The sequence below is a fragment of the Amycolatopsis umgeniensis genome (assembly GCF_014205155.1).
GTDB classification, from domain to species: Bacteria; Actinomycetota; Actinomycetes; order Mycobacteriales; family Pseudonocardiaceae; genus Amycolatopsis; species Amycolatopsis umgeniensis.
This window is the reverse complement of record NZ_JACHMX010000001.1, coordinates 1,877,728-1,903,749: the sequence shown is the minus strand read 5'-3', so window position 1 is coordinate 1,903,749 and position 26,022 is coordinate 1,877,728. Positions and strand designations below refer to the sequence as shown.

Below are 26,022 nucleotides of genomic sequence, written 5' to 3'. Positions count from 1 at the left end.
TGCTAACGACCCGGGTTTCGCCTGCTCCGCCGACCGGTGCTCAGACCGTGTCGCCGGGTTTGACCCGCGGCTTGGGGACGCGCAGCTTGCGGATCTGGCTCGCGCGGATGAAGGAGTACCAGCCGATCGACGTTCCCTTGATCGTCTCGCTCGGGAACTTCAACCGGACCATCTTGGAGATCCTGCGGCCGCTGAGGACGCCCTCGACGATCATGCCGAGCAGCATCACGGTGCACAGCAGCGTCGCGTAGCGCTGCACGTCCGGGTACGGCACCAGCAGGGCGACGAACACCAGGATCGCGAGCGGCATGAAGAGACCGAGCAGGTTGCGCCGCGAGTCGACCAGGTCGCGCACGTAGGCCTTGACCGGGCCGCGGTCGCGCGGGAGCAGGTACTTGTCGTCGCCCGCCATCATCTTCTCGCGGCGTTCCTTGGCCGCGTTGCGCTGCTTCGCCTTGTACTCCGGGTCGGCCTTCGCGGACTTGCGGAGTTCCTTGTTGCGCTTCATCGCCTCCCGCATGTTGGTCGGCGGGGGCGCCACCGGGCCACGGCGCTTGGCCTCGGCTTCACGCCGCTTGGGCGTGGCCTTGCCCTTTCCGGGCGTGTACGCCTTGGCCTGGACCTCGACACCCTCGTTGTCCAGGGTGTCGGTGTCGGTCGTGGCGGAGTCTGTGGTGCTACGGCGCAGGAACCTCACCTCACCAGGGTAGTTGCAGGCGTCACGGTGTCACGCACCAGGCCGAGCGATATGTCACCATGGAGGGGAACAGATCGGGACTCCGACGTGTTGGACCATGTGCAAGACGAGTACCCGCAGCGAGTTCGACCAGAGGGAGAACCATGACGACCGCTGAGCAGGCAGCCGCAGCTCAGGCCGAAACCGCCGAGGAGACCCACGGCGTCACGTTGACCGACGCCGCCGCCGTCAAGGCGAAGGCCCTGCTCGAGCAGGAGGGCCGCGACGACATGCACCTGCGCATCGCCGTCCAGCCCGGTGGGTGCGCGGGCCTGCGCTACCAGCTGTTCTTCGACGAGCGCACGCTCGACGGTGACCTGTTCCGTGACTTCGACGGGCTCCGCGTGGCCGTCGACCGGATGAGCGCGCCGTACGTGTCGAGCGCCGTGATCGACTTCGTCGACTCGATCGAGAAGCAGGGCTTCACGATCGACAACCCCAACGCGACCGGCAGCTGCGCCTGTGGTGACAGCTTCCACTGACGCCGCGTCGAGCATGAAGAAGGGCCGCGAACCTCACCCAGGTCGCGGCCCTTCTTCATGTCCGAGCGGTGTCAGACGTAGGCGTCCAGATCTGCGACCTGGGCGAGACACCGCTCGTCCACGGTCCAAGGCGGAGCGATCTGCCGGGGCAGTGGCAGGTTCTCGGCCTGGAGAGAAGACGGGATGCCGGCACAGTCGGCGATGAGTTCGCCGATCGATTCCGGTTCGAGGTGATACGCGGAAGTGGTCACGAACGACAAGTTAATGACTGACGTTCCGGTAGGACACCACTACCAACCGGTAGTGTTCATGGCCGTGCCTGAAGCAACCCGTATGGGGCATGACCTGCGGGTAACTTAGCCGTCCTCGTTTCGGCGGGGCCGACCGATCAAGGAGAACCGGTGGCAGACAGCGCCAGGATCGCAGTATCCGGCAGTATCGCAACCGACCACCTCATGCACTTCCCGGGCAGGTTCGCCGAGCAGCTCGTCGCCGAACAACTGCACCGCGTGTCCCTGAGCTTCCTGGCCGACGACCTCGTCGTCCGACGGGGCGGCATCGGCGCGAACATCGCCTTCGGCCTCGGTGTGCTGGGCAAGCGCCCGATCCTGGTCGGCGCGGTGGGCTCCGACTTCGCCGACTACCGCTCGTGGCTCGAACGGCACGGCGTCGACACGGCCGGCGTGCTGGTGTCCGAGGTCGCGCACACCGCCCGCTTCGTCTGCACCACCGACGAGGACCTCTGCCAGATCGCCACCTTCTACGCCGGCGCGATGGCCGAATCCCGCAACATCGAACTGGAGCCGGTCGCCGCGCACGCCGGTGAGCTGTCGCTCGTGCTGATCAGCCCGGACGACCCCGAAGGCATGGTCCGGCACGCCGAGGAGTGCCGTCAGCGTGGTTACACCTTCGCCGTCGACCCCTCGCAGCAGCTCGCCAGGATGGACGGCGCGCAGGTGCGTGCCTTCGTCGATGGCGCGAAGTACCTGTTCAGCAACGACTACGAATGGGAACTGCTGCTCCAGAAGACCGGCTGGACCGAGGCCGACGTCCTCGACCGGGTCGGCATGCGGATCACCACGCTCGGGGAGAAGGGCGTCGAGATCGTCGGCAAGGACGGCCTCGCGCTGCAGATCGGTGCCGTCCCGGAGCGCGGCAAGGTCGACCCGACCGGTGTCGGCGACGGTTTCCGCGCCGGGTTCATCGCCGGTATCGACGGCGGCCTCGGCCTGGAGCGTTCGGCGCAGCTGGGCTCGCTGATCGCCGTGCTGGTGCTGGAGACCGTGGGCACGCAGGAGTGGGACTTCGACCGCGACGACGTCCTGGGCCGCCTCAAGGAGGCCTTCGGCCCGGAGTCCGCCGAGGAGATCGCGGCGATCCTGCCGGAGTGAGCTGATTCAAAGCGCGTGAAGGCCCCCTTCCCTCGGCTCAACCGAGGGAAGGGGGCCTTCACGCGCGTCCGGTCAGAAGTCCGGAGAGTTCGGCGGGGCGCGACATGTGGGGGCAGTGCCCCGCGTCGATCTCGAGCGCGGTGACGCCCAGCCGGTCCCGGGCTGCCTGGCGCATCCACTCCGGTTTCAGCGTGCGGTCGCGTGTGGGGACGATCACCGTCGACGGGATCTCCGGCGCGGGCCCGGCGGGATGGGTGGCGAGAACGGCGGGGGCGAACAGCCGCAAGGTGTCCAAGGCCAGGTGTTCGGTCTCGGGATCGCAGTCGTGGAAGAGGAATTCCGACGCCTTCGCGGGATCCGCGGTCGGATCCACCCCGATCCACTCCGGCTCGAACAAGGCCTGGACTTCGTCCCGCAGGGTCTTCCCGCCCGCGAAGTCGGGGATGTAGGCGGCGACCCACACCATCGCCCGCGCGTCGAGCGCTTCGGCGATCGAGGGGAGCAGCACGCCCGCCCCGGAATGGGCCACGACGACCGGACGCTCGCCGTCGTACTGGTCGCGCGCGTGCTGCGCGTAGCCCTCGGCGGGCAGATCCTCCGGGGTCAGCAGGTCGACCGCGATCGCGCGGTGCCCGGCGGCGGAGAGCAGCTTGGCCACCCTGTCCCAGCTCGCGGGGCTCTGCGTCGTGCCGTGCACGAGGACGAAGTCCATCTCCCCATGCTGGCCTCCACCACGGACGAGGTGAAGGCCGGCATGGGGTGTCGTGACTAGAGCTTCACCGGGTAGACAGGTTCCGGCACCTCGGGCTTGATGCGGTTCTCGATGAAGATCCCGTGCCACAGCATGAACACCAGCAGCGCCCACAGCTGACGGCTCCGGTCGAGCTGACCGGCCTTGTGCTCGTCGAGCAGCGCCAGGACGGCCTTCTTGTCGAGCAGCGCGTCGGTCTGCGAGTCCGAGATGATGCCCTTGGCCCAGTCGTACATCTCGTTGCGCAGCCACAGCCGGATCGGCACCGGGAAGCCGAGCTTGCGCCGGTTCAGCACGTGCGCCGGGATGATCTTCGCCAGCCCCTGGCGCAGCGCGTACTTCGTGGTGCCGTGCGCGAGCTTCTGGTCGAGGGGGATGCTCGCGGCGACCTTGAACACCTCGGCGTCCAGGAACGGCACGCGCAGTTCCAGAGAGTTCGCCATGGTGACCTTGTCGGCCTTGACCAGGATGTCGCCGCGCAGCCAGGTGTAGAAGTCCACGTGCTGCATCCGCGCGACCGGGTCCCAGCCCTCGGAGATCTTGTACCAAGGCGCGGTGACGTCCTTGAAGCCGACGCCTTCCTCGTACGTGCGCAGCACCTTGCGGAGCTGGTCGTCGCGGAAGTTGCGGGCGTTGCCGTAGTAGCGGTCCTCCAGCGGCAGCGCCCCGCGCCGCAGCAGGTCCTTGCCGCGGGTGCCCTCGGGGATCTTCGTGGAGACCTTGCCGATGATCTTCCGCATCCCGCCGGGGATCTTTTCGAACGGCGCCAAGGAGATCGGCTCGTTGTAGATGGTGTAGCCGCCGAAGAGTTCGTCGGCGCCTTCACCGGACAGCACGGCCTTGACGTGCTTACGGGCTTCGCGGGCGATGAACCACAGCGGGACGAGCGCCGGGTCGGCCACCGGGTCGTCGAGGTACCAGACGATGAGCGGCAGCGCCTCCATCATCTCGTCCGGCGACACCGTGCGGACCACGTGCTTCACCCCGATCGCGGCGGCCGTCTCGGCGGCCACGTCGACCTCGGAGTAGCCCTCGCGTTCGAATCCGGTGGTGAACGCGATCAGGTTCGGGTTGTGCTCCTTGGCCAGCGTCGCCGTCGCGGTGGAGTCGATCCCGCCGGAGAGGAACGCGCCGACCGTGACGTCCGGGTCGGAGATCATGTGCTTGCCGACCGAGTCGCGCATCACGTCGGCGATGCGCTCGTACAGCGCGTCGGCCTCGGCCTGGCCGTTGACCGGCTTCGCGCTGAACTGCGGGTGGAAGTAGCGGGTGAACTCCACCTCACCGCCGGGGACCACCCGGAACGACGTGCCGGACTCCACACGGCGGATCCCGGTGTGCATCGACTCGGGCTCCGGCACGTACTGCAGCACCAGGTAGTGCTGCAACGCCGTCCGATCCAGCTCGTCCTCGACACCGAGCACGCTCGAAAGCTCCAGCAGGCTCTTCTTCTCACTCGAGAAGGCGACCTTGCCGGGTCCGGCGGCGTAGTACAGCGGCTTGATGCCGAACGGGTCGCGCGCGCCGAAGACGACCTTCTCCTGGGAGTCCCAGATCATGAAGGCGAACATGCCGCGCAGCTTCTTGACCGCGTCGTCGCCGAGGTAGTGGTACGCCGCGGCGATCGCCTCGCCGTCACCCTCCGTGGCGAATTTCGCGCCGTGCTCGGCGGCCAGTTCGTCGCGCAGCTCTTTGTAGTTGTAGATCTCGCCGTTGAAGTTCAGCGTGTAGCGCTCGGGGGCCTCCGGTGGGCCCCAGATAAGCGGCTGATGGGCGTGGTCGACGTCGATGAAGGCCAGCCGGTTGAAGCCGTAGACGACCTCGGCGTCGGCCCAGGTGTCGTGCTCGTCGGGGCCACGGTGCCGCTGGCAGCGCATGGCCGCGTCGACGGCGTCACGGGCGCTCGCAGCGTCGGCTTCGGTCGAACAGATCAGTCCAAGCAGGCCGCACACGTCTAGTTCACACACCTCTTGTTGGCCGAGCGGGGGAGAAGGGCCCAGTATGCCCGGGCGTGCGTACACCCGGATGTGGTGGGGGATACGCGTGTTGGGGTCACCCCTTGGTCAGCACGACGCCGTAACTCGGCTAGGCTCCGCCCTGTCACAAAGATCGGTCGAGGAGGCTCTGGGTGAAAGGGCAAGGCGCAGTGGGAAATCCAGAGCGCGAGCTAACGGATTCTCGGCGGGAAAGCGTGCCTCGAATCAAGGCCACACGGCCTGTCCGCGTCGCCGCGCTCGCCGCGCTGGTGCTGCTGACGGCGACAGGCTGTTCCGGGGACGAGATCCTCCGCTTCGGCTGGCCGGTCGGGGTGACCCCGCAGGCGCACGACATGCGCACCCTGTGGACGTGGACGGTCGTCGCCGCCCTGATCGTCGGTGTCATCGTCTGGGCGCTGATCTTCTGGACCGCGATCTTCCACCGCAAGAAGAAGACCGCCGACGGCGCGGAAGAGGAACTGCCCCGGCAGTTCCAGTACAACATCCCGCTGGAGATCTTCACGGTCGTCGTCCCGACGATCATGGTCTGCGTGCTGTTCTTCTTCACCGCGACCACCGAGAACCGCGTGCTCGCCGAGACGGAGAACCCGGACGTCACGGTCGACATCGTCGCGTTCCAGTGGAACTGGGAGTTCAAGTACAAGAGCGACTCCAAGAACCACGAAGACCCCGAGATCACCACGGTCGGCAGCTCGACCGAGATCCCGCTGCTCGTCCTGCCGACGAAGAAGACGATCCAGTACAACCTGCGGTCGGCGGACGTCATCCACTCGTTCTGGGTGCCGGAGTTCCACTTCAAGCGGGACGTCATGCCGGATCCGGAGAAGAACAACCAGGACTTCACCTTCCAGAACTCGATCGACAAGGAAGGTTCGTTCGTCGGCCGCTGCGCCGAACTGTGCGGCACCTACCACTCGGGGATGAACTTCGAGGTCAGGGCCCTGTCGGCGGACAAGTACGCGCAGTACATCCAGCTGCGCGGCACGGTGAACCCGAAGAGCGGCAAGCCGAACACGGCCTCCGAGGCGCTGACGGCGATGAACTGTGGCGAACTGTGCTCGCCCTACGCCGTCACCACCACCCCGTTCAACACCGACCGCACCGCGCGGGTCGCGTCCAACTGACCCGGCTGTTCGAGCCCGAAACAGGAGTGAGGCAACGTCCATGAAGGTCGAAGGACGGATTTTCTTCCTCGTCGCGGTCTTCTCCGTCGTCGTGGCGGGTATCTACGCGTACATGACCGGAACGATGACCCGGGACGGCGTCGAGCCGGTCGGTGTGGTGGCCCTGATCCTCACCGGTGGCCTGGCCTTCCTGGCCGGGAGCTACCTGCAGTTCGTGGCGCGGCGCATCGAGCCGCGGCCGGAAGACCGGGAAGACGCGGAGATCAGCGACGGCGCCGGTGAGCTGGGCTTCTTCAGCCCGGGCAGCTACTGGCCGATCGGTCTCGCGGCGGCCGCCGCGCTGACCGGTGTCGCGCTCGCGTTCTTCCACGTCTGGCTGCTGATCATCGCGCTGGGCCTGGTGATCGTCGCCATCGGCGGGCTGGTGTTCGAGTACCACACCGGTCCGAATCACGACTGAGTCTTTACTGCTTCGCGAAGCGGCGCCCCGGTCTTCGGACCGGGGCGCCGCTTTTCGCATTCAGAGGACTGAACGCGGGAGGGGTGGGCCGGGTGGGTCCAGCCGGTACTTTCGCGTGCCTGGGTGGACGACACCTGTGATCAGACGGACGACTCACGTGACCAGACGGACGCCATTCGGCGACGACCGAGTCCGCCGTGTCGTCCGTCCAGTCACGTGTGTCGTCCACTCAGTCACGTGTGTCGTCCGTCTGATCACGCGAACCGCCTGGCCGAAGGCACCTTCGGCCCTGACGCGAATCGCCACTCACGACCCGCTTGACCGACCGGCCACCGCCTCCTGCCCTGCTTCTCGCTCCTCGGGTACCGAAGGCTTGGCGGTGCGCTTCGGCGCCAGTGCGGCCGCCAGGACGGCCAGCATCCCCAAGCCCTCCGGCCACGTCGGCCGGTGCCCGTAGGCGAGGACGTCCACCACCACGGCGACCACGGGATAGATGTAGGACAGCAGCGCCACCGTCGTGGTCGGCAGCTTGCCGATGCTCGCGTACATCAGGACGTACATCAGCGCGGTGTGCACCGTTCCCAGCAGGACCAGCCACAGCAGCCCCGAGGTGTCCGTGGGCAGCGGCGTGATCAGCAGCGCGGGCGCGAGCACGATCGTGCCGGTCACCAGCTGGACGGCCGCCAGGACGTGCGGGCGCAGGTGCTTGAGCTGCTTCGCGATGAAGGAGGCGCCGGCGTAGAGCGCGGCCGCGCCGAGGGCGAGCGCGATGCCTTCCAGGCGTACGGGCTTGCCGTCGGCGCCGTGCGCGGACAGTGAGATGAGCGTCACGCCCCCGAACGCGATCAGCGCCCGGACCAGCTGGCTCTTCGCCATTCTCTCGCCGAGGAACGCCGCCGCGAGACCGACCAGCATCAGCGGTTGCGTGTGGTAGATGACGGTACTGACCGAGATCGACGACAGCGCGTACGAAGCGAACAGCAGCACCCAGTTCCCGACCAGGAACAGCCCGCCGAGGACGGCGAGCAGCAGGTCGCGGCGGGTGAGTGTCCACGGGCGGAGCCAGCCTCGGGCGGCGCTCCACACCAGGAGCAGCAGTCCGCCGACGAGGCTCCTCGCGAACGCCACGGCGGGCGCGTCGGCGCCGCTTTCGAGGACGACGGCGCCGATCGTGCCGGAGAGGGCCATCGCTGCCGTCCACTGGAGGACGGGGTTGTTCTTGTTCATGGGCACCACTTTCGCCCTCGCGCCCGCGCTCAACCAGTGTCAGAGATGACATCGACCGCAAAACTTGTGACACACTTCCCGGATGGATGTGAAGAAGGTCGCGGTGGTGCTCGCCGACCAGGTCTCGCCCTTCGAACTCGGCGTCGCGTGCGAGGTCTTCGGCACCGATCGCAGCGCCGACGGCATCGAGGGCTGGGACTTCGCGGTCTGCTCACCCGGTGGTGGGAACGTCCGGAGCTGGTCCGGCTTCGGGCTCGACGGCCTGGAGAGCCTGGACTTCGCCGCGTCCGCCGATCTGCTGATCGTCCCGACCTGCGCGCCGCGCAGCGCCAGCCCGCCGGAGCCGGTCCTCGAGGTCCTGCGGGACGCGGCGACCCGCGGTGCCTGGGTCGCGGGGTTCTGCGCGGGCGTCTTCTCGCTCGGCTACGCGGGGCTCCTCGACGGACGCAACTGCACCGTGCACTGGGTCTACGAGCAGGAGTTCCGGTCGCGTTTCCCGACGGCGAAGGTCGATCCGAAGGCGTTGTACGTCGACGACGGCGGTGTCCTCACCAGCGCGGGGACCGTCGCCGCCGTCGATCTGTGCCTGCATCTGGTGCGCGAACTGCGCGGTGTCGCCTGGCCACCGCGCTGGCCAGGCGGATGGTCGCGGCGCCGCATCGGGTCGGCGGGCAGGCCCAGTTCGTCCAGGCGCCGGTGCCCGAGACCGCCGCACCGGACGACACCGTGCTCGCCGAAGCGCTCGAATGGATCGAGCGGCGACTGGACCGGCCGTTCACCGTCGCGGAACTCGCGCGCCGCAGCGGTTTGGGGGAGCGCACGTTCCTGCGCCGGTTCTCGGCGGCCACCGGGACGACCCCGCACCGATGGCTCACCGAACGCCGTCTCGATCGCGCGCAGTCGCTGCTCGAGGAAGGCCGTCTGTCCATTGAGGACATCGCGGTCGCCTGTGGGTACGCCTCCGCCGCGGCGCTGCGGCATCAGTTCGGCAAACTCCGCGGCACCAGCCCGAGCGCCTATCGCAGGACGTTTTCCGCGGGCTAGAAGGAGATTTCCTGTCCGACCGTGACGGTGACATGGTCGGGGACCTCGTCGTGCCGGTCGCCGACGGAAAGCGTTCCGGTCGGCTCGAACAGCAACAGAGATGCACCGTCCACTGAGGACGGTTTGTGGAAGGTCCCGCGCGGCACGACGAACACCGAGCCGCGCGGCAGCGTGACGACCCGTTCGCCCGCCTCTTCGCGCAACGCGATGTCCAAGGTGCCGTCGAGGACGAGGAAGAACTCGTCGGTGTTCTCGTGGACGTGCCAGACGTGCTCGCCCGCGACCTTGGCGAGGCGGACGTCGTAATCGTTGACGTGGGCGACGATCCGCGGGCTCCAGATCTCGTCGAATCCGGCCAGTGCGGTCCCCAGATCGATCGGCTGCTTGCTCATGATCCGATCCTGGCCGCTGGACCGCTCGGGGAGTGAGTGTTAGGAATCGCATATGTCGCATGATTTCTCGCATGAGGTCGCCGTCCTGGTCGACGAGGGGTCCAATCCCTTCGAACTGGGCGTCGCGACGGAGCTCTTCGGCCTGCGGCGGCCGGAACTGGATCGACCCTGGTACGGCTTCACGCTGTGCGCCGCCGAGCCGTCCGTGCGCATGCACCTGGGGATGTTCACCCTCAGCGGGGTCGCCGGGCTCGAAGCCGTGGAGTCCGCCGACACGGTGATCGTGCCCAACCGGCCCGATCCGGAGAGCCCGGCGCGGGAAGCCGTGCTGGCGGCCGTCCGCGACGCGGCCGCGCGGGGTGCCCGCCTGGTGAGCTTCTGCACCGGCGCCTTCACCCTCGGGCAGGCGGGCGTCCTGGACGGACGGCGCGCGACGACACACTGGAGATGGGCCGAGCAGTTCCGGACGCGGTTCCCCGAGGTGGTGCTGGAGCCGGACGTCCTGTTCGTCGACGACGGCGACGTCCTGACCGCGGCTGGCAGCGCGGCCGCGCTCGATCTGGGGCTGCACCTGATCAGCCGCGACCACGGCGCCGAGATCGCCAACGCGGTGAGCAGGCGGCTGGTGTTCGCCGGGCACCGCGACGGTGGCCAGCGGCAGTTCGTCGAACGTCCGGTGCCCCCGGTGCCGGACACCTCGCTGGCACCGGTGCTCGAATGGGCGCGCGAACGGCTGGACCGGCCGCTCACCGTCGCCGATCTCGCCGCGCGGGCGGCGGCCAGCCAGGCGACGCTGCACCGGCGGTTCCGCGCCGAACTGGGGACGACGCCGCTGGCGTGGCTCACGACGGAACGGATCGCGCTGGCCTGCCGCCTGATCGAGCGCGGGGAACAGCGGCTGGACCGGGTGGCGAGGGCTTCCGGGTTCGGCACCGCGGCGAACCTGCGCACCCGGCTTCGACGGGCCACGGGACTGACACCGACGGCTTACCGGGCGCGGTTCAGCACCGCTTCGTGACCGACCACCTGGCCTGCGCTATCCCGGCGATCATGTCGCGAAAGCCACTTTCGGGACATCAGGCGTCGCGAAAGTGGCTTTCGCGGCACGTGCCTGCCCCCAGGGGCCACGACGCCCTCGGCCGGGACGGTCTGGCGGGAAAACTGCGTTGCGAAAGCCACTTTCGCAACCTTCAACGTTGCGAAAGTGGCTTTCGCAACCTCCGGGCCAGTGCGTCGGCAGGGAGCGGCCGCGACACCCTTTCGCCACTCACGACCCACTCGTCCCGTCAGGCGAAGGCGATCCACCGGTTCAGCAGATCCGCCGCCGCGCCCGAATCGACGGCCGAGGCCGCTCGCGCCAGGCCCGCGGCGAGATCGTCTTCCAGCGAACCCGAGAACCCGGTGAAGGCCGCCAGCGCGGCCGCCGAGTTGAGCAGGACCGCGTCCCGCACCGGCCCGGTCTTCCCGGCCATCACCTGGCGGAACACCTCGGCGTTGTGCGCCGCGTCGCCGCCGCGCAGGTCCTCCGCGGTCGCGCGCGCGATGCCCAGCGACGAAGGGTCGAAGGTCCGCTCGGTGATCTCGCCACCGGCCACCACCCACACCGAACTGGTGGTCGTGGTGGTGATCTCGTCGAGACCGTCGTCGCCGCGGACGAGCAGCACGGTCATCCCGCGCCGCGCGAACACCTCGGCCAGCACCCGGGTCTTGTCCTCGTAGGCGCAGCCGATCAGCGAACTGCGCGGTTGCGCGGGGTTGGTGAGCGGGCCCAGCAGGTTGAACGTCGTCGGCACGCCGAGCTCACCGCGCGTCGGGCCGGCGTGGCGCAGGGCGGGGTGGAACTTCGGCGCGAAGCAGAAGCCGATGCCCAGCTCGTTCACGCTGCGCTGCACGGTCTCGGGCGGCAGGTCGATGGTGACGCCCAGCTCCTCCAGCACGTCGGCGGCGCCGGATTTCGACGAAGCGCTCCGGTTGCCGTGTTTGGCCACCGGGGCCCCGGCCGCGGCCGTCACCACCGTGGCCATGGTGGAGATGTTGACCGAATTGGACCGGTCGCCGCCGGTGCCGACGATGTCCACCGACGGCCTGTCGATCGTCACCCGTTTGGCGTGCGCCAGCATGGCGTCGGCCATACCGGAGATTTCCGCCGGTGTCTCGCCCTTCGCGCGCAGCGCGACGGCGAATCCGGCGATCTGGGAGGGTGTCGCCGCCCCGCTCATGATCTGGTCCATCGCCCACGCGGTGTCCTCCTCGGAGAGGTCCGCGCGCGCGATGAGCTGGTTGAGCAGGGACGGCCAGGTCTTGGCGGCCGCGCTCATCGGCTCAGCCGTGCACGACTGGCACCCGGCGGGCGCGCAGCACGTCGGCGACCGTTTCCGCGGCTGTCAGCGGGTCGAGCGGGTGGACCAGCACCGCGTCGGCCTGCGACCACGTCGCGAGCCAGCGGTCGTCCTTGCGCCGCACCGAAACCACGATCGGCGGGCAATCCTCGATCTCGTTCTTGAGCTGACGGGTCAGCCCGATGCCGCCTGTCGGCTGCGCCTCGCCGTCGAGGATGGCCAGGTCCACGTTGCCCGCGTCCATCTCGACGAGCACCTCGGAGATACCGGACGCCTCGGTGTAGTCCACCCGGCCGAGGTCGGCGGCGGGCCTGCGGCCGACGGCGTTGATGATCGCCTCGCGCACCTCCGCCTTGTGGCTGAACACCAGGATCCGCATCGCCTGCTCGCCCATGAGCGCGCCTCCGCCTCGTCTAGTCATGTCGACCCCGCGATGTTATCCGCCATGACCGACATCACGTGGACGCACCCGACGGCTGGAGCGCGTCCCAGCCCAGCGAGTCTCCGCCGAGCCGCTGCGCGAGCCCCGCCATCCGCGACCGTTCCTGCGCGCAGTGGAGCGCGTCGAGCGTCTGGACGCGCACCGCGTGCGCCAGCATGAAGTCGCCGTCCGGCCCCTGTTCTCGCAGCTCCCAGCCGTCCTGGGCGAGGATCGAAGTCGCCTCCGCCACCTTTTCGGGCGGAAGTTTCAAGTGGTGGCGCAGGATCGCGGGCGCTTCGGCTACCCAAGCGGGTGATCTCGCCAGCACAGAAGAGTCCGCCTCGGCCGGATCGAAGGCCTCCGCGACGATCTCCACGCCGGGCGTGTCGACCGTCAGACCTGGGAGGTTCGGCTTCTTGACCAGGTCACGAAGCCGATCTAGTAAACCCATGAGTAGCCCTGTTCCCACTTTCGTTCAGATGTGACCCGACACGCACGCGACTTGCCGTGGACCCACCCGGCGGGCCCCATGCGTGAGAGGACATAATGCGACGCGTGACAACGGCAGCTCCCACCATCAGCCAGCGGGTCCACTCGCTGAACCGGCCGAACATGGTCAGTGTCGGCACCATCGTGTGGCTGTCCAGCGAACTGATGTTCTTCGCCGGACTGTTCGCCATGTTCTTCACCGTGAAGGCGCAGAACGCGACCGGCCAGTGGCCGCCGCCGCTGCACGGTGAGCCCTTCGAGTTGAACGTCGCACTGGCGATCCCGTTCACCGTGATCCTCGTGGCGTCCTCGTTCACCTGTCAGTTCGGCGTGTTCGCCGCTGAAAAGGGTGACGTCTTCGGACTGCGCCGCTGGTACATCATCACGTTGATCATGGGCGCGATCTTCGTCGGCGGCCAGGGCTACGAGTACCTCCACCTGATCGACGAGGGGATGACGATCCCGTCCGGCCCGTTCGGCACGGTCTTCTTCCTCGCGACCGGGTTCCACGGCCTGCACGTCATCGGCGGGCTCATCGCGTTCGTGTACCTGCTCATCCGCACCAAGCTGAGCAAGTTCACCCCGGCCCAGGCCACCTCGGCGATCGTCGTGTCGTACTACTGGCACTTCGTCGACATCGTGTGGGTGGGTCTGTTCGCGGTGATCTACATCCTTCCGTGAACAAAGCCGCCACCACGACCTATCGGCCTGAACTGACAGCAAGGGTTGCCGCAAGATGACCTCCAGCAAGGACAACACGGAGCGCCGCTTCCGGAAGCGGTCTAAAGCGCGCAGGCGGTTCGCCGGCGTGCTGGCGCTCGGGATCGCGCTGCTGAGCGTGGGCGGGCTGTACGCCGTTTTCGCTCCGGAGCCGCAGACCGCGCAGGCGCAGGGCGAGTCCGCCCTCCTGCGTGAGGGCGAGAAGCTCTACAACAACACGTGTATCGAATGTCACGGGCCGAAGCTCGAAGGTGTCACCGACCGTGGCCCGAGCCTCATCGGCATCGGCGACGCGGCCGTGTACTTCCAGACCTCGACCGGCCGCATGCCCGCGGTGCGCCAGGAAGCCCAGGCGCAGCGGAAGCCGCCGAAGTTGTCCGAGGCCGAGATCAACGCGCTGGGCGCCTACATCCAGGCCAACGGCGGCGGCGCGCAGCGTCCCACCGAGAAGGGTGACGCGCTGCGCGGCGAGGACGTCGCGCGCGGCAGCGAACTCTTCCGCCTCAACTGCGCCTCCTGTCACGGCTTCACCGGCCGCGGCGGCGCGCTCTCGTCGGGCAAGTTCGCCCCGAACCTGGACCCGGCCACGGAAGAGCAGATCTACACCGCGATGCTCACCGGGCCGCAGAACATGCCCAAGTTCTCCGACCGGCAGCTGTCGCCGGAGGAGAAGAAGGACATCATCGCGTTCGTGAAGTCCGTGAGTGACGGGAACAACTCGCCCGGCGGTAGTTCGCTCGGCGGTATCGGCCCGGCCTCGGAGGGCGCGATCGCGTGGATCGTCGGGATCGCCGCGCTGATCGGCGTGACGTTGTGGATTGGATCGAAGGCATGAGCGCCGAAGGGCCGAAGCCGCCGACAGAGGCGGAGTTGGCGGACATGGATCGCGACCAGCTGGTGAAGCTGGGTACCGCGCTCGACGGGGTCGAGATCGTCGAGTACCCGACTCCGTGGCCGGTCGAGGGGACGAAGGCGGAGAAGCGCGCTGAGCGCTCTGTCGCACTCTGGTTCGTGCTGGCCGCGCTGTCCGGTCTCGCGTTCGTCGTGATCGTCGCCTGGCCGAAGTGGTTCGAGTACACGGAGCCGGGCACGCACGGTTACACGCTGTACACGCTCTACACGCCGCTGCTCGGGATCACTCTCGGGCTCGCTGTGCTCAGCCTCGGCATCGGCGCTGTCCTCTACACCAAGAAGTTCATCCCGGCCGAGGTCGCGGTGCAGGAGCGTGGCGACGGCGGCTCGAAAGAGGTCGACAAGGCCACCATCCTCGCGCAGCTGGCCCACTCGGGCAGCCACAGCACCATCGCGCGCCGGTCGCTGATCAAGCGGTCCGCGGGCGCCGGTGCCGGTGTTCTCGGGCTCGCCGTCGCGGCCCTGCCGGTGGCGTCCTTCATCAAGGACCCCTGGAAGGACACCGAAGGCCGCGACTCGCTGTGGCACTCGGGCTGGAAGAAGAACTTCCCGGATGAGGTCGTCTACCTGCGCCGCAACACCGGCCGTCCGCACGAGGTGTCCCTGGTCCGGGTCGAGGACCTCGACGCGGGCGCGATGGAGACGGTGTTCCCGTTCCGCGAGTCGGAGCGGGAGGACGAGCACGCCTTGTCCGCCGCCTTCAAGCGGGTCGACAACCCCGTCATGCTGATCCGCCTTCGCCCCACCGACGCCGCCAAGGTCGTCAAGCGGGCGAACCAGGAGGATTACAACTTCGGCGACTACTACGCGTACACGAAGATCTGCAGCCACGTCGGCTGCCCGACCTCCCTGTACGAGCAGCGGACCAACCGCATCCTCTGCCCCTGTCACCAGTCGCAGTTCGACGCGCTCCACTACGCCAAGCCGATTTTCGGTCCGGCGACGCGGCCGTTGGCCCAGCTTCCGATTACAGTGGACAAAGAGGGCTTCCTGATCGCGCGCGGAGACTTCAACGAGGCCGTCGGACCGGCCTTTTGGGAGCGTAAGTCATGAGTTCACTCACCACCCCGACGAAGGGGACGAACCCGGTCGAGAAGGCCGCGGGTGCGGGTGCCAAGTGGGCCGACGACCGGTATCACCTGGCCAAGGGCATGCGGCACCAGATCAACAAGGTGTTCCCGACCCACTGGTCCTTCCTCCTGGGCGAGATCGCGCTCTACAGCTTCATCATCCTGCTGCTGTCGGGTGTGTACCTCACGCTGTTCTTCGACCCCTCCATGGAGGAGGTCGTCTACAACGGCAGCTACACCGGTCTCCAGGGCGTCGAGATGTCGCGGGCCTTCGCGACCACGCTCGACATCTCGTTCGACGTCCGCGGCGGTCTGTTCGTCCGCCAGCTGCACCACTGGGCCGCGCTGATCTTCGTGGCCTCGATGATGGTGCACATGTTCCGGATCTTCTTCACCGGAGCGTTCCGGCGCCCGCGTGAGGCGAACTGGGTCATCGGCGCGCTGCTGCTGGTCCTGGGCATGTTCGAGGGCTTCTTCGGCTACTCGCTCCCGGACGACCTGCTCTCCGGTACCGGTATCCGCGCGACCCTGTCGGGCATCGTGCTCTCGGTGCCGGTCATGGGCACCTGGATCCACTGGGCGCTGTTCGGCGGGGAGTTCCCCGGCAACGAGATCATCCCGCGCCTGTACACGATCCACATCCTGCTGCTGCCGGGCATCATGCTCGCCCTGGTCGGCGCGCACCTCGCGCTGGTCTGGTACCAGAAGCACACGCAGTTCCCGGGCGTGCGCCGCAAGGAGACCAACGTCGTCGGCGTCCGCATCATGCCGGTCTTCGCGCTCAAGGGCGGTGCGTTCTTCGCGCTGGTCACCGGCGTCATCGCGCTGATGTCGGGCCTCTTCCAGATCAACCCGATCTGGAACATCGGCCCGTACAACGCGGCGCAGGTCTCGGCGGGTTCGCAGCCTGACTGGTACATGGCCTGGGCCGACGGCATGCTGCGGATCTGGCCCGCTTGGGAGCTCTATCTCGGGAACTACACGGTCCCCGCGGTGTTCTTCCCCGGCGCTGTCGGGATGCCACTGCTCATCGGCTTGCTGGTGATGTATCCCTGGATCGAGCGAAAGCTGTCCAAGGACACCGCGCACCACAACCTGCTGCAGCGTCCGCGCGACGTCCCGGTCCGGACCTCGCTGGGCATCATGGCCCTGACGTTCTTCGCGGTCATCATGCTCTCGGGCTTCAACGACATCATCGCGTTCGCCTTCGACATCTCGCTGAACGCGACGACGTGGGCGGGCCGGATCGGTGTGCTGCTGGCACCGCCGATCGCGTACTACATCACCTACCGGATCTGCCTCGGCCTCCAGCGGGCCGACCGCGAGGTGCTCGAGCACGGTGTCGAAACCGGCATCATCAAGCGCCTGCCGCACGGTGAGTTCATCGAGATCCACCAGCCGCTCGGCCCGGTGGACGGCCACGGCCACCCGCTGCCGCTCGAGTACCAGGGCGCGTCGGTGCCGAAGAAGATGAACAAGCTCGGCTCGGCCGGACACGCCGTCGCGGGTTCGACTTGGTCGCCGGACCCGGTCGAGGAGACGGTCGCGCTGGAGCGCGCCCGGGCCAACGGGCACGGCAACGGCAAGGTCGACGACATCGGTGGCGAGCCCTCGCAGGAGCGCAAGGAGATCACCTCCGGGCACTAGCTCAGTAGAAGTACGTGAAGGCCCCCTTCATTGCGCCCAGCGCAATGAAGGGGGCCTTCACGTATCTGTCTTGAGCCGGGGTGGCCTGGTGACGATGAAGGAATTGGGACGTTCAACGTCCCAATTCCTTCATCGTCGATCGCGGCAACCTTCCCGAGCCAGCCGCGCGAGGTGTCAGCCGACGACCCGCAGCTCCAGCGGCCGCATGTCGTCCTCGCTCGGTACCACGGTGAGGCCCGCGGCGGAGAGGACCGCGGTGAGCGCCGCCCTCACCGCCGCGTGTGCGGAGTGCAGCTGCCGCACCCTCGGATGCTCGATCTCCCCGGCCGTCAGATGCCGGTAGACCTCCTCCTGCCAGGCGACGTTCATCCGCCAGTTCACGTAGACGCCGCCGGCTCGTCCGAAGAGGTCCACGTCGATCGCCGCGCCGCCCTCGTCGCTGAGGCCGGAGAGGTCCGGTTCGACGAGCACCCGGAAACCCGCCTCCCGCAGGACGACCGCGGTCCGGCCGCCCAGTGCGAGCAGCCGTTCCTGCTCGGCGGGGGAGACCCGTCGCGGCGACGTCATCCGGCACCCACGAGCACGCGTTCCTCCTTGGTCTCGGCGATCAGCGCACCGGGGAAGTGGATGTTGCGTTTCTTGTACGCCTTCCGCATGTAGCCCTGCAGCATCTCCTTGTACACCGAATTGAGCAGTTTGTCCTTGGTCCAGGCCACCGAGAAGGAAACCTTGAGTTTGTCCCCCATCTCGGGCACCCAATCCTGGTCACAGTCCGGGCACGGCTGTCGTTCGGAGTACAGGGCCTGGATGTCCTTCGGGTTCTTCCCGCGGGCACGTACCTTCTGGACGATGTCCCGCTCGGAGTGCCGGTCCTCGCCGTCGCTGTAACCGATCACGTAGTTCGGATACTTGCCGCCGGGGTCCCAGTTTTCCAGATAGGCGACCGCGATGTTGTGTCCGAGCCCGAAGCCGGACCCGACCCGCGCTTCCATCGCGATGGTCGACATCTCGTTGCTGTCGTAGTCGACGAGTCCGCAGGTGAAGTCCGGTAGGTCCGCGGTTTTCGCCGCGGTCGCCGGGACTTCGGAGAGCCGTTTGCACCATTTGCGGATGGTCTTGAAGACCGGCGTGACCTTCTCCACGACCTTGCGGAAGAGCGCGGATTTGCTCACGAACTTCTTGATGTTCTCGATGATCTTCACGACCGCCGAAGCCACCTTCGGCAGCTTCAGGAACACCGCGACCACCGACGCGACGTTGATCACGGTCCAGATGCAGGCTTCGATGTTGCCGTCGCCGAAGCACCGTTCCGCGTCGCGCCAGCCGATGACCTCCAGCAGCACTTCGGCGCCGATCTCGACGAGGAATTCGACGACCCCGCCGCCGCTTTGGGCTTTATCCCTCGCCTGCCGGTACTCGTCCAGGAGCGTGCGTCCGAATTCGGACGTCGAAAGCAGCGCGGCTTCCTCCGGTGTGAGGTCCGGGAGCTGCCCGGCAGCCTCGGCCGCCCGGCGTCGTTCCTCTTCCTCCTCCTGCCGTTGCCGTTCTTCGGCGCGGTCCGCGGCCTGCTGGGCCTCGGTCGCGCTCTGCCTCGCCCGCTCGGCCGCGGCGGCGGCGTTACGGGCGTGTTCTTCGGCGCGGTCCGCGGCTTCCCTGGCATCGGACGCGGACTTTTCGGCGTTCGTCGCCGCTTCCCTGGCCAGCCGCGCGTCGGTCTCGGCGCGGTCCGCGGCGTCACGGGCGGCCTGGGCCTCCCGCTCGGCGGCGGCCGCGCTCCGGCCCGCGATGGCCGCGTCGGCGTTCGCCTCGTTGGCGGCGGCCCTGGCGGTCTGCGCGTCGGCCCTGGCGGCCGCGTCGGACGCGTTCGCCCGGTCGCCCGCCGCTCGAGCCAGTGCGCCTTCGCTCGCCGCGCGTGCCGCCGCTTCTTGCGCCTCCGCAGCGGAATTGGCCGCCGCGGCGGCCGACGACGCCGCGCGTGCCGCAGCTTCGAAGGCGGGTTTCACCGTGTCCGCCGCTCGCCTGGCAGCTTCGGCGGCACGCTCGGAGGCCAACTGGGCCTCGTTGGCGCGTTCCCGGGCGGCTCTCGCCTGTTCGTCGCCGACGGCCCTGGCCTGAGTCGCGACCAGGATGACGAAGTCCGCGTCGATGTCCGTGCCCGCGTACGGCGCGACGACCCTGATCGCGGTGTTCGCCGGATCGGTGATGGCCGCCGACGACGAGCTCGCCGCCGTGGACGCCCGGAGTGCGACAGCCGCCTGCGTGGCCGCCGAAACCGACTCGTTGAAGGCCGCGTCGGCCTCGGCACGGGTCCGTTCCGCCGCCATCAGCGACCGCATCGCCTCCTGGGAGGCCTGTTCGGCCAGCTGGACGGCCGAACGCGCGGCCTCGGCAGCCTTGGTCTCCTCCAGGGTCGCTTCGCTGGCTTTGGCGTTGGCCTGGGTCGCGTGCTGGTGCGTTTCCGCCGCCGAAGACTCGGCCTGACCCGCTGCCCGGTTCGAGGCCGCGGCGGCAGCCTTGGCCTCCTGCGCGGCCGCGCGTGCCCGGGCCGCGGCCCGGGTCGACTCGGTCGCCGCTTCCCGGGCGACCACGGCCGCCCCGGTCGCCAGGTTGGCCGCGTTCCTTGCCGAGGTGGCCGCCGAGGCGGCCTGTCCCGCTTCGGCACGGGCCGCGTCGGCCGCCCGGCGTGCGTCACCTTCGGCTGTCGTCCCGCGGGCCGCCGCCTCGGCCGCGGTGAGCGCGTCCGCCTTGGCCTGGGCCGTCTGCTTCCGTTGCTCGGCCGCGTAGGCGTTGTCGCGGGCCGTCCGCGCATTGCCTTCCTCGGTGACCGCCCGCTGTTCGGCTTCGCCTGCGAGCCGCTCCTGGTGCTGTGCCCGCTGGTTGGCGTCCTCGGCGACCCCGGCCTGACGCTGGGCCTCACCGCGCTGTCGCCGCGCTTCGGCCGCGGCCTGGTCGGCGCGCTGCCGGGCGTCGGCCGCGTTGACGCGTTCCGCTTCGGCGATCTGCCGGGCGTTCTTCGCCCGGTCCCGCTGGCGTTGCGCCTCCTCCCGGTGCCCGCGGGTCCGGTCCGCGGCCGCCCTGGCCGCCTCGGCCGCGGCTTCCGCCTGTTCGCGGGCGGACTTGGCGCGGACGGCGGCGTCCTTGGCCGCCGCGGCCTGCGCGGCGGCGGCATCGGCGACCGCTTTGGCGGCCTGCGCGTGCTGTTCGGCGTGCAGGCCCCACTGACGGGCCTGTTCCGCGTGCCGCTCGGCCCGTTCCTGCGCGTTGCGGGCCTGATCGGTCGCCTCGGTGGCGTCGATCGCGTGCTGGGCGGTCTCCGACGCGTGCACCGCGCCCTGGGCGGCCGCGGCCATTCCCCGGGCCATGTCGCCCCACTGCGTGCCGTAGGGCAGTCCGGCGGCGACGAGTTCGGCCGCCTGCACGCCCGCCCGTTCGGCGGCGCCGACGGCGTCGGTCGAGGCGTTCCTGGCGTTGGCCACCTGACGTGCGGCTTCGGCCTTGACGACGGTGAACGAATCCGCCGGGTGATTCCCCGCCGCGTCGTTGGCGTCGAGGATCTGCTTGGCCTTACGGGCTTCGTTGCCCGCCAGCACCATCGCGTTGGCCACCCGCTGCAGTGCCCGCAGCGCGTCGCCGTGCGCCACCACGAGCTGTCCGCGCGCGGTCATCGCCCTGGCGGATCGCCGGGCGAGATCGCTCAGCTGGTCGGCCGCGCGCTCGGCGGCCTCCTGGTCACGGATCTGCTTGTCGCGGTCTTCGGCGTCGCGTCGCGCGGCGGCCAGGTACCCGGTGTTGAGGAACTCGGCGATCGCGGCGTCGCCGGCATCGAGCGCGGCCTGCGCCGCGGTCTTCACGTGGTGCCCGGCGACGCCGAGCAGGGTGGTGACCCGCGCGCGCAGCTGGTCGGCCCTGGCCTGTGTCCCGGCGGCGATCTGCGTGTCCCGTTCCTGCGCGATCTCCTTGCCGTAGGCCAGGAACTGCTCGCGATCGGTGTCGGTACCCGCCAGCACCCGCTGGACCTCGGCCCTGAAGATCGGGCCACCGGTGCCCGTCATCGCCTGGATCGTGGCCCGGTTCCGCGTCGCGGTTTCGGCCTTGCGAGCCTCGGCTCGGGCCTTGGCCGCGTCGAGACCGCTTTCGAGGAATTCCTCCAGTGCGGCGGCGGTGCCGGCGGCCAGCGCGGCCGCGGCGGCTTCGCGGACTTCCAGCTCCTCCGCCAGTTCCGCGTGGTCGGCGACGATCTGACGGACGAACGGTTCGCCCACGAGGGAGGGGACACCCGCCTGTCCGTCCCAGTTGCGATACGGGTCCTCCGGCATCGGCCGCGCGGGTGACGTCGGTGGCGGGGTGACGGGCGGTGGATCGTCGGCCGACGCGGAACCGGGCTGGAGCAGCCCGGCGAAAACGGTCAGAACCAAGAAAAGAACGAGCGCTCTCAGCGCGTGTTCGGGTTTGGACATCTGAACCCCCAGAAGTCTTCGTTTCCCGGAAAAGAAAGGGGGCCTCGCCGGTTTCCCGGCGAGGACACCGGTGTCACCTGCGATACGCCCACGCGCCCTTTTCGGCGGTGTGGTCGATGTTCCCGAACTGGAACATGCTCCGGCGTTTGCCCGGTTCACCCGGGACGTCCATCTCGTCGGAAATGGGATAGCCGAGCCAGCTTCGTTCCCAGCCCATGCTTTCCCACAGTCCGCGAATGGCACCGAAGATCAGCCGCGAATCCGTGCTGGGACTCCAATAGATGGACCGGCCGCTTTCGAGATGGGTCGCCCTGCCGACCCCGTCCGGGAGGAAGAGGTTGTCGACGACGGGCAGATTCGCGGGGACCTTGTGCCCGCCCATGGACCAGTACTTGGTCAGGATCGGGAACAGGATGTTCTTCGGCCCCAGCGAAGGGTTCCAGAAGGCCGCGCCGTTCTGGAACTTCCGCACCCGCACCCCGTTCTCGATGTACTCCGGGGTGGTCGCCGGTCCGAAGTACTCGCGCCACCAGTCCTCGTTGAGCAGGCGGAGGTCGATCTTCGTGGAGATGTTCGGGTTCGGGTCGACGGTCTTCCACGACGCGTCGGTCGCGAAGTTGCCCGTGGTGTCGAAGTTGTTCTCGTTGCTCTGGCCGTGCGCGGCCCACAGTTCGCCCCAGAACTGCCGCAGGTACCGGCCGGGGTGCGCCTTCGACTGCAGGCTCACGTTGCCCGCGCTGTTGTCCAGGCCCGGCCGCGCGCACCAGGTCGCGTTGAGCTTGAACCCGTCGGTGCCGTCGTTGCCCGCGAGCTGGACCCGCAGGTTCGGCGCGACCCGCAGATAGCTGCCGACCCGGGTGGCCGATTCGAGCGAGAAGCAGTTCGCGTCCGCGAGCCCGGCGACGACCTTCCAGCTTGCCTCGCCGAGCGGAGCGGTGACGGTGTTCGCCGGCTGCGTCCCCGGGGTCGCCCAGGCGTCGCCTCCGCCGCTGCGCACGTGCCAGCCGCGGGTGTTCACCGTGACGCCTGAGAAACCCTGGTCCAGCGGAAGGTACTGGCCCTTGGCGAGGAAGTCCTTGACCTGGTCCCAGGTCCCGGTCGTCGCGACCGAAGCAGCCGCCGCCGAGAGCCGCGGGCGCAGCCTGCTCGCGTCGGCCTTCGTCTTGATGTCCCGCACCTTCTGCCGGTCGGCCTCCTCACGCTCGCGCAGGATCCGGGCGTCGTCGCGGGCGCGGGCCTCGCCGATGCCGGTGGTGATGAACCGTGCCCAGTCCGCCGCACCGGCGATCAAGGCGGCGTTCGCCGCGTTCTTGATCTCGCGGTGCGCGGGATCGGCCAGTTCCGGCGTCTTCAGCAGTTCCCGGATGAAGTCGTCGTCGGGCAGCAGGAGCCAGCTCGCGACGGCGACGACCGGGATCTTGTGACAGGCGTCCTTCTTGGCCGCGACCGCCTCGGCGCGACGGCCTTCTTCCTCGCCCTTCTGCTTCTCCCGCTCGATGTAGTCGAGCTGGTCCTGGTGATGCAGCTCCCGGATCTTGTTCTCGATGAAGTCCTTCCAGACCGCCGCGTCGCCACCGAAGGCGTCGAGGGCACCGAGCTTGAGCCTGGTCCCCGCGGGAGCCCGCTGGTAGACCTTGTAGACGAAGTTCTGGTCGTTGTCGTTGAGGATGACGTCGTCGTAGGCGAGTTCGGCGTCGATCAGCGCCTCCCGCCGGACGCGGACGGTCTCGTTCCACGCGTCCTGGCGGCGCTGCCGTTCGATCCGGTCCCGCGCGGCGAAGTCGAAGACCCCGGTGCGGATGAACGCCGTCGCGTCCGGCGCGGCGGGCGTGTGCACCATGATCCGGTAGACGCGGTACGACTCTTCCTTGGTGAGTGGGAAATCGGTGCCGTTGATCCGGTCGTAGACCTTGAAGACGAAGTTCATGTCGGTGGCGTTACGCCATTCGGCCGTCGCGTCGCCGACCTCGATCTCGTGGACCGCCCTGACCTTTTCCAGTTCGGTCGCGGCGGGGAGTTCGGCCGCCGTCGCGTCCGGGCTCTCCAACGGGACCTCGGGCGCGGGCGGCGGCGGGGCGGCGCTCGCGCCCGGCGGGGCGACCAGACCGGTCAGCGCGGTGGCGACGGTCAGGATCGCGAGGGTTCGGGTCAGTCTTCTGGTGTTCCCCAGTGTTCTTCGCATTTCGGAATACCTTCGTCGAGGGGGAAGAAAACCGGACGGGGAACGGGATCACCCGATCCCCGTCCGGATTCGGGCCGGACTCAGCCCACGGGGATGACGACGCGGCGAAGCACCTTCATTTCGCCGTCGGCCGCGTTCCAGGTGATGTACCAGCCGTTCTGGAAATCACTCCGGCGTCCGCCGGGGATGTCGTACTCGTCGCTGGTCGGGAAACCGAGCTGACCGGTCTCCGCGCCGAGCGAATCCCATTTGCCGCGGATGGCGCCCATCACGAGCTTGGCCCCGGTCGCCGGGGTCCAGTAGAGCGCGACGCCCTGTTGCAGCGAGATCTTCGCCGAACCGTTCCCGGTGACCTGATGGGTGAGCGGCAACAGCCATTTGTGCCCGCCCAGGGCCAGATACCGCGTGTGGACCTCGCCCGTGACGAACCTGGCACCGGTCTCCGGGCCCCAGTAGACGCGCCCGTTCTGGAAGTCCCGGTAGCGGACGCCTGCGTCGTGGACCTCGGCGGCCTTCGGGTTCCCGGCCAGGGCGCGCAGCTGGTCGTCGTTGTACCAGCCCAGCATCAGCGGGGTGGAGACCTCGGGGTTGGGGGCGACGACCTTCCAGCCCGAGTCCTCGTTGAACAGCCGTTCGGTGTCGAACCAGTTGCCACCGCCGAGCTGCGCGACCCACAGCTGCGCGTCGATGTGCCGCAGGACCCGGCCCGGCTGCGCCTTCGACTCCAGCGCGATGCCCCAGCCGGTGCGCTTCGGGCACCAGGTCGCGTCCCGTTTGAACGCGTCCGTGCCGTCGTTGCCGTGCAGTTTGACCCGGAAGTCCTGCTGCCGCAGGTAGTTCCCGGTGCGATCGACGGATTCGAACGAGTAGCAGAGCGGGTCGGCGAGCCCGTTCGCGACCTTCCACGTCGCGTACGGCAGCGGTTTGGTGCCGTCGGTACCGGCCTGTCCGGGGGTGATCCAGGCGTCGCCGCCGCCGGTGTGCACGTACCAGCCCTTCACCCCGGGGGTCACGGTCTGGAGCGACTGGTTCAGCACCTGGTACTGGCCTTCGCGCAGGAACGCGACGACGTCGGCACGCGAACCGGTGAGCGCGGTGTCGGCGGCCGCGACCAGCCGGGGCCGGACGCCACCGTTCTCCGCCCTGGTCCTGATCTCCCGGACGACACGGCGGTTCGCCTCGTCCTCCTCACGTTCGCGGCGGGCCTTGCCCCGGTCCGCCGCCTCCTTGAGGCCGGTGTTGACGAACGTCCGCCACACGGCGGGATCGGTGCTGCGCGAAGCGAGATCGGCGGCGTCCTTGATCTCGATGTTCGCCGGGACCGCGAGTTCGGGCAGGCGCAGCAGTTCGCGGATGAAGACGTCGTCGGGGGCCTGGAGCCAAACGGTCTGGAAGGTGGCGGGGATGGCGGCCACCGCCGAACGCCGTTTGAGTTCGCGCTCGACGCGCTGGGCCTCTTCTTCGCCCTGCTGACGCGCCTTTTCGATGGCGGCGAGGTCGTCCTGCTCGGCGAGTTCGAGGACGGTGACCTCGATGAAGGTCTTCCACACGGCGGCGTCACCCTGGTACGCGGTGGCGGCGCCCGCCTTGACCTTGCTCCCGGTGGTCGCCCGGCTGAAGACCTGGAACACGAAGTTCCGGTCGGTCAGGTCGAGCATCGCCGGGTCCGGGGCGATGTGCGCGTTCTCGATCGCCTTCATCCGCGTGGTGACGCGATGCTGCTTTTCGGCGTCGCGCAGCACCTGCTCGTCCTGATCACGCTGGACGAATTCGTGGACGCCGGTCCGGATGAACACCGAGGCGTCGGGCACGGTGAGCCCGTAGACCCGCGAGGCTTCGGCCTTGGTGCGGGGGAACTTGTCGATACTGATCTTGTCGTAGATCCGGAAGACGAAGTTCTTGTCGGACAGCCTGAGCCAGTCGTCGGTCGGTTCCCCGACGTGGATGGCGTTGACGGCGTCGAACTTCTCCCGTTGCGTGGCGGCGGGAATGGTCGTCGAGCCGACGTCGGGTTCGGCCGTCGGGATCGCCGGTGGCACGCCCTGCCCCGGCGGTGGTTCGGCCGCGTGGGCGGGAATGCCCAGCAGTCCGGAGAAGGCGGCGGCGACGGTGGCCACCGCCAGGCCACGGCTCAACCGTGACGTGGACATAGTCGTTCTTCGCATACCCCAGTTCCTTTTT

The 26,022-nt window shown here is 68.6% G+C and carries 22 protein-coding genes and 1 pseudogene; 10 read left to right on the top strand and 13 right to left on the bottom strand.

Annotated features, from left to right (window positions below):
* Window positions 1–40: 40 nt before the first annotated feature.
* On the bottom strand, window positions 41–697 hold the full coding sequence (locus HDA45_RS08410) for a DUF3043 domain-containing protein (RefSeq protein WP_184893434.1): 657 nt from the start codon (window positions 695–697) through the stop codon (window positions 41–43).
* Between the two features lie 143 nt (window positions 698–840).
* Between HDA45_RS08410 and HDA45_RS08405 the strand changes: the two genes are divergently transcribed.
* A complete protein-coding gene (locus tag HDA45_RS08405) occupies window positions 841–1,218 on the top strand; it encodes a HesB/IscA family protein (RefSeq protein ID WP_005164197.1) in 378 nt (125 codons plus the stop codon).
* A gap of 71 nt (window positions 1,219–1,289) precedes the next feature.
* On the opposite strand, the gene HDA45_RS08400 is transcribed toward HDA45_RS08405, so the two are convergent.
* On the bottom strand, window positions 1,290–1,478 hold the full coding sequence (locus tag HDA45_RS08400) for a hypothetical protein (RefSeq protein ID WP_101609500.1): 189 nt from the start codon (window positions 1,476–1,478) through the stop codon (window positions 1,290–1,292).
* 141 nt (window positions 1,479–1,619) lie between these two features.
* On the opposite strand from HDA45_RS08400, the gene HDA45_RS08395 reads away from it, so the two are divergent.
* Window positions 1,620–2,609 carry a PfkB family carbohydrate kinase gene (locus HDA45_RS08395; RefSeq protein WP_184893432.1) on the top strand — a complete coding sequence of 330 codons (990 nt, stop codon included), beginning with the start codon at window positions 1,620–1,622 and terminating at the stop codon, window positions 2,607–2,609.
* Window positions 2,610–2,667: 58 nt separating this feature from the next.
* Here the strand turns inward: HDA45_RS08395 and HDA45_RS08390 are convergent, their stop codons facing one another.
* Together HDA45_RS08390 and asnB are read right to left on the bottom strand one after the other, a co-directional pair.
* Window positions 2,668–3,321, bottom strand: coding sequence for an alpha/beta fold hydrolase (locus tag HDA45_RS08390; protein ID WP_184893430.1), 654 nt, complete (start codon window positions 3,319–3,321; stop codon window positions 2,668–2,670).
* Window positions 3,322–3,377: 56 nt separating this feature from the next.
* Window positions 3,378–5,312 carry an asparagine synthase (glutamine-hydrolyzing) gene (gene asnB, locus HDA45_RS08385; protein ID WP_184893428.1) on the bottom strand — a complete coding sequence of 645 codons (1,935 nt, stop codon included), beginning with the start codon at window positions 5,310–5,312 and terminating at the stop codon, window positions 3,378–3,380.
* 239 nt (window positions 5,313–5,551) lie between these two features.
* On the opposite strand from asnB, the gene ctaC reads away from it, so the two are divergent.
* Window positions 5,552–6,481 carry an aa3-type cytochrome oxidase subunit II gene (gene ctaC, locus HDA45_RS08380; protein WP_184893426.1) on the top strand — a complete coding sequence of 310 codons (930 nt, stop codon included), beginning with the start codon at window positions 5,552–5,554 and terminating at the stop codon, window positions 6,479–6,481.
* 40 nt (window positions 6,482–6,521) lie between these two features.
* Window positions 6,522–6,941 (top strand): cytochrome c oxidase subunit 4, encoded by a 420-nt coding sequence (locus HDA45_RS08375; protein WP_005164186.1) that lies wholly within the window; start codon window positions 6,522–6,524, stop codon window positions 6,939–6,941.
* 306 nt (window positions 6,942–7,247) lie between these two features.
* Here HDA45_RS08375 and HDA45_RS08370 read toward each other — a convergent pair whose 3' ends face one another.
* The gene (locus tag HDA45_RS08370) at window positions 7,248–8,168 is read right to left on the bottom strand and encodes a DMT family transporter (protein ID WP_184893424.1); all 921 of its coding nucleotides are present in this window, start codon (window positions 8,166–8,168) and stop codon (window positions 7,248–7,250) included.
* A gap of 82 nt (window positions 8,169–8,250) precedes the next feature.
* Between HDA45_RS08370 and HDA45_RS08365 the strand changes: the two are divergent.
* Window positions 8,251–9,212 (top strand): annotated as a pseudogene (locus tag HDA45_RS08365) (GlxA family transcriptional regulator).
* Here the strand turns inward: HDA45_RS08365 and HDA45_RS08360 are convergent.
* A complete protein-coding gene (locus HDA45_RS08360; protein WP_184893422.1) occupies window positions 9,209–9,604 on the bottom strand; it encodes a cupin domain-containing protein in 396 nt (131 codons plus the stop codon). The pseudogene HDA45_RS08365 and the gene HDA45_RS08360 sit on opposite strands and share 4 nt — an antisense overlap.
* Before the next feature lie 52 nt (window positions 9,605–9,656).
* Between HDA45_RS08360 and HDA45_RS08355 the strand changes: the two genes are divergently transcribed.
* Complete coding sequence (locus HDA45_RS08355) at window positions 9,657–10,622, top strand: helix-turn-helix domain-containing protein (RefSeq protein ID WP_184893420.1); 966 nt, start codon at window positions 9,657–9,659, stop codon at window positions 10,620–10,622.
* Window positions 10,623–10,890: 268 nt separating this feature from the next.
* On the opposite strand, the gene trpD is transcribed toward HDA45_RS08355, so the two are convergent.
* From trpD to HDA45_RS08340, 3 genes are all read right to left on the bottom strand, one after another.
* Window positions 10,891–11,922 (bottom strand): anthranilate phosphoribosyltransferase, encoded by a 1,032-nt coding sequence (gene trpD / locus HDA45_RS08350; RefSeq protein WP_184893418.1) that lies wholly within the window; start codon window positions 11,920–11,922, stop codon window positions 10,891–10,893.
* A gap of 4 nt (window positions 11,923–11,926) precedes the next feature.
* Window positions 11,927–12,337 (bottom strand): hypothetical protein, encoded by a 411-nt coding sequence (locus tag HDA45_RS08345; protein WP_037309389.1) that lies wholly within the window; start codon window positions 12,335–12,337, stop codon window positions 11,927–11,929.
* A 61-nt stretch (window positions 12,338–12,398) separates the two neighbouring features.
* A complete protein-coding gene (locus HDA45_RS08340; protein ID WP_184893416.1) occupies window positions 12,399–12,815 on the bottom strand; it encodes a hypothetical protein in 417 nt (138 codons plus the stop codon).
* A gap of 95 nt (window positions 12,816–12,910) precedes the next feature.
* On the opposite strand from HDA45_RS08340, the gene ctaE reads away from it, so the two are divergent.
* From ctaE to qcrB, 4 genes are read left to right on the top strand one after another with little or no spacing between them, the layout of a single operon-like run.
* Window positions 12,911–13,534 carry an aa3-type cytochrome oxidase subunit III gene (gene ctaE / locus HDA45_RS08335; protein WP_005164165.1) on the top strand — a complete coding sequence of 208 codons (624 nt, stop codon included), beginning with the start codon at window positions 12,911–12,913 and terminating at the stop codon, window positions 13,532–13,534.
* Between the two features lie 55 nt (window positions 13,535–13,589).
* Window positions 13,590–14,408, top strand: a complete 819-nt coding sequence (gene qcrC, locus HDA45_RS08330) for a cytochrome bc1 complex diheme cytochrome c subunit (protein WP_184893414.1) — start codon at window positions 13,590–13,592, stop codon at window positions 14,406–14,408.
* Complete coding sequence (gene qcrA / locus HDA45_RS08325; protein ID WP_184893412.1) at window positions 14,405–15,538, top strand: cytochrome bc1 complex Rieske iron-sulfur subunit; 1,134 nt, start codon at window positions 14,405–14,407, stop codon at window positions 15,536–15,538. The genes qcrC and qcrA overlap by 4 nt, the downstream gene beginning before the upstream one ends.
* Window positions 15,535–17,202 (top strand): cytochrome bc1 complex cytochrome b subunit, encoded by a 1,668-nt coding sequence (gene qcrB / locus HDA45_RS08320; RefSeq protein WP_184893410.1) that lies wholly within the window; start codon window positions 15,535–15,537, stop codon window positions 17,200–17,202. Before qcrA ends, qcrB begins: the two co-directional genes overlap by 4 nt.
* Window positions 17,203–17,376: 174 nt before the next feature.
* Here qcrB and HDA45_RS08315 read toward each other — a convergent pair whose 3' ends face one another.
* The 4 genes from HDA45_RS08315 to HDA45_RS08300 form a co-directional block, all read right to left on the bottom strand.
* Complete coding sequence (locus HDA45_RS08315) at window positions 17,377–17,769, bottom strand: hypothetical protein (protein WP_184893408.1); 393 nt, start codon at window positions 17,767–17,769, stop codon at window positions 17,377–17,379.
* Window positions 17,766–21,659 carry a nucleic acid/nucleotide deaminase domain-containing protein gene (locus tag HDA45_RS08310; RefSeq protein ID WP_184893406.1) on the bottom strand — a complete coding sequence of 1,298 codons (3,894 nt, stop codon included), beginning with the start codon at window positions 21,657–21,659 and terminating at the stop codon, window positions 17,766–17,768. The genes HDA45_RS08315 and HDA45_RS08310 overlap by 4 nt, the downstream gene beginning before the upstream one ends.
* Window positions 21,660–21,732: 73 nt before the next feature.
* Entirely contained in the window at window positions 21,733–23,841 is a 2,109-nt protein-coding gene (locus HDA45_RS08305; protein WP_184893404.1) for an AbfB domain-containing protein, read from the bottom strand.
* An 80-nt stretch (window positions 23,842–23,921) separates the two neighbouring features.
* Window positions 23,922–26,006: an AbfB domain-containing protein gene (locus HDA45_RS08300; protein WP_184893402.1), complete on the bottom strand. Its 2,085-nt coding sequence runs from the start codon at window positions 26,004–26,006 to the stop codon at window positions 23,922–23,924.
* Window positions 26,007–26,022 lie beyond the last annotated feature (16 nt).

Coding starts and splice junctions, on each gene's coding strand:
- HDA45_RS08405 (WP_005164197.1), top strand. CDS start 841: ATGACGACCGCTGAGCAGGCAGCCGCAGCTCAGGCCGAAACCGCCGAG.
- HDA45_RS08390 (WP_184893430.1), bottom strand. CDS start 3,321: ATGGACTTCGTCCTCGTGCACGGCACGACGCAGAGCCCCGCGAGCTGG.
- HDA45_RS08375 (WP_005164186.1), top strand. CDS start 6,522: ATGAAGGTCGAAGGACGGATTTTCTTCCTCGTCGCGGTCTTCTCCGTC.
- HDA45_RS08370 (WP_184893424.1), bottom strand. CDS start 8,168: ATGAACAAGAACAACCCCGTCCTCCAGTGGACGGCAGCGATGGCCCTC.
- HDA45_RS08360 (WP_184893422.1), bottom strand. CDS start 9,604: ATGAGCAAGCAGCCGATCGATCTGGGGACCGCACTGGCCGGATTCGAC.
- HDA45_RS08355 (WP_184893420.1), top strand. CDS start 9,657: ATGTCGCATGATTTCTCGCATGAGGTCGCCGTCCTGGTCGACGAGGGG.
- trpD (WP_184893418.1), bottom strand. CDS start 11,922: ATGAGCGCGGCCGCCAAGACCTGGCCGTCCCTGCTCAACCAGCTCATC.
- HDA45_RS08345 (WP_037309389.1), bottom strand. CDS start 12,337: ATGGGCGAGCAGGCGATGCGGATCCTGGTGTTCAGCCACAAGGCGGAG.
- HDA45_RS08340 (WP_184893416.1), bottom strand. CDS start 12,815: ATGGGTTTACTAGATCGGCTTCGTGACCTGGTCAAGAAGCCGAACCTC.
- ctaE (WP_005164165.1), top strand. CDS start 12,911: ATGCGACGCGTGACAACGGCAGCTCCCACCATCAGCCAGCGGGTCCAC.
- qcrC (WP_184893414.1), top strand. CDS start 13,590: ATGACCTCCAGCAAGGACAACACGGAGCGCCGCTTCCGGAAGCGGTCT.
- qcrA (WP_184893412.1), top strand. CDS start 14,405: ATGAGCGCCGAAGGGCCGAAGCCGCCGACAGAGGCGGAGTTGGCGGAC.
- qcrB (WP_184893410.1), top strand. CDS start 15,535: ATGAGTTCACTCACCACCCCGACGAAGGGGACGAACCCGGTCGAGAAG.
- HDA45_RS08315 (WP_184893408.1), bottom strand. CDS start 17,769: ATGACGTCGCCGCGACGGGTCTCCCCCGCCGAGCAGGAACGGCTGCTC.
- HDA45_RS08310 (WP_184893406.1), bottom strand. CDS start 21,659: ATGTCCAAACCCGAACACGCGCTGAGAGCGCTCGTTCTTTTCTTGGTT.
- HDA45_RS08305 (WP_184893404.1), bottom strand. CDS start 23,841: ATGCGAAGAACACTGGGGAACACCAGAAGACTGACCCGAACCCTCGCG.
- HDA45_RS08300 (WP_184893402.1), bottom strand. CDS start 26,006: ATGCGAAGAACGACTATGTCCACGTCACGGTTGAGCCGTGGCCTGGCG.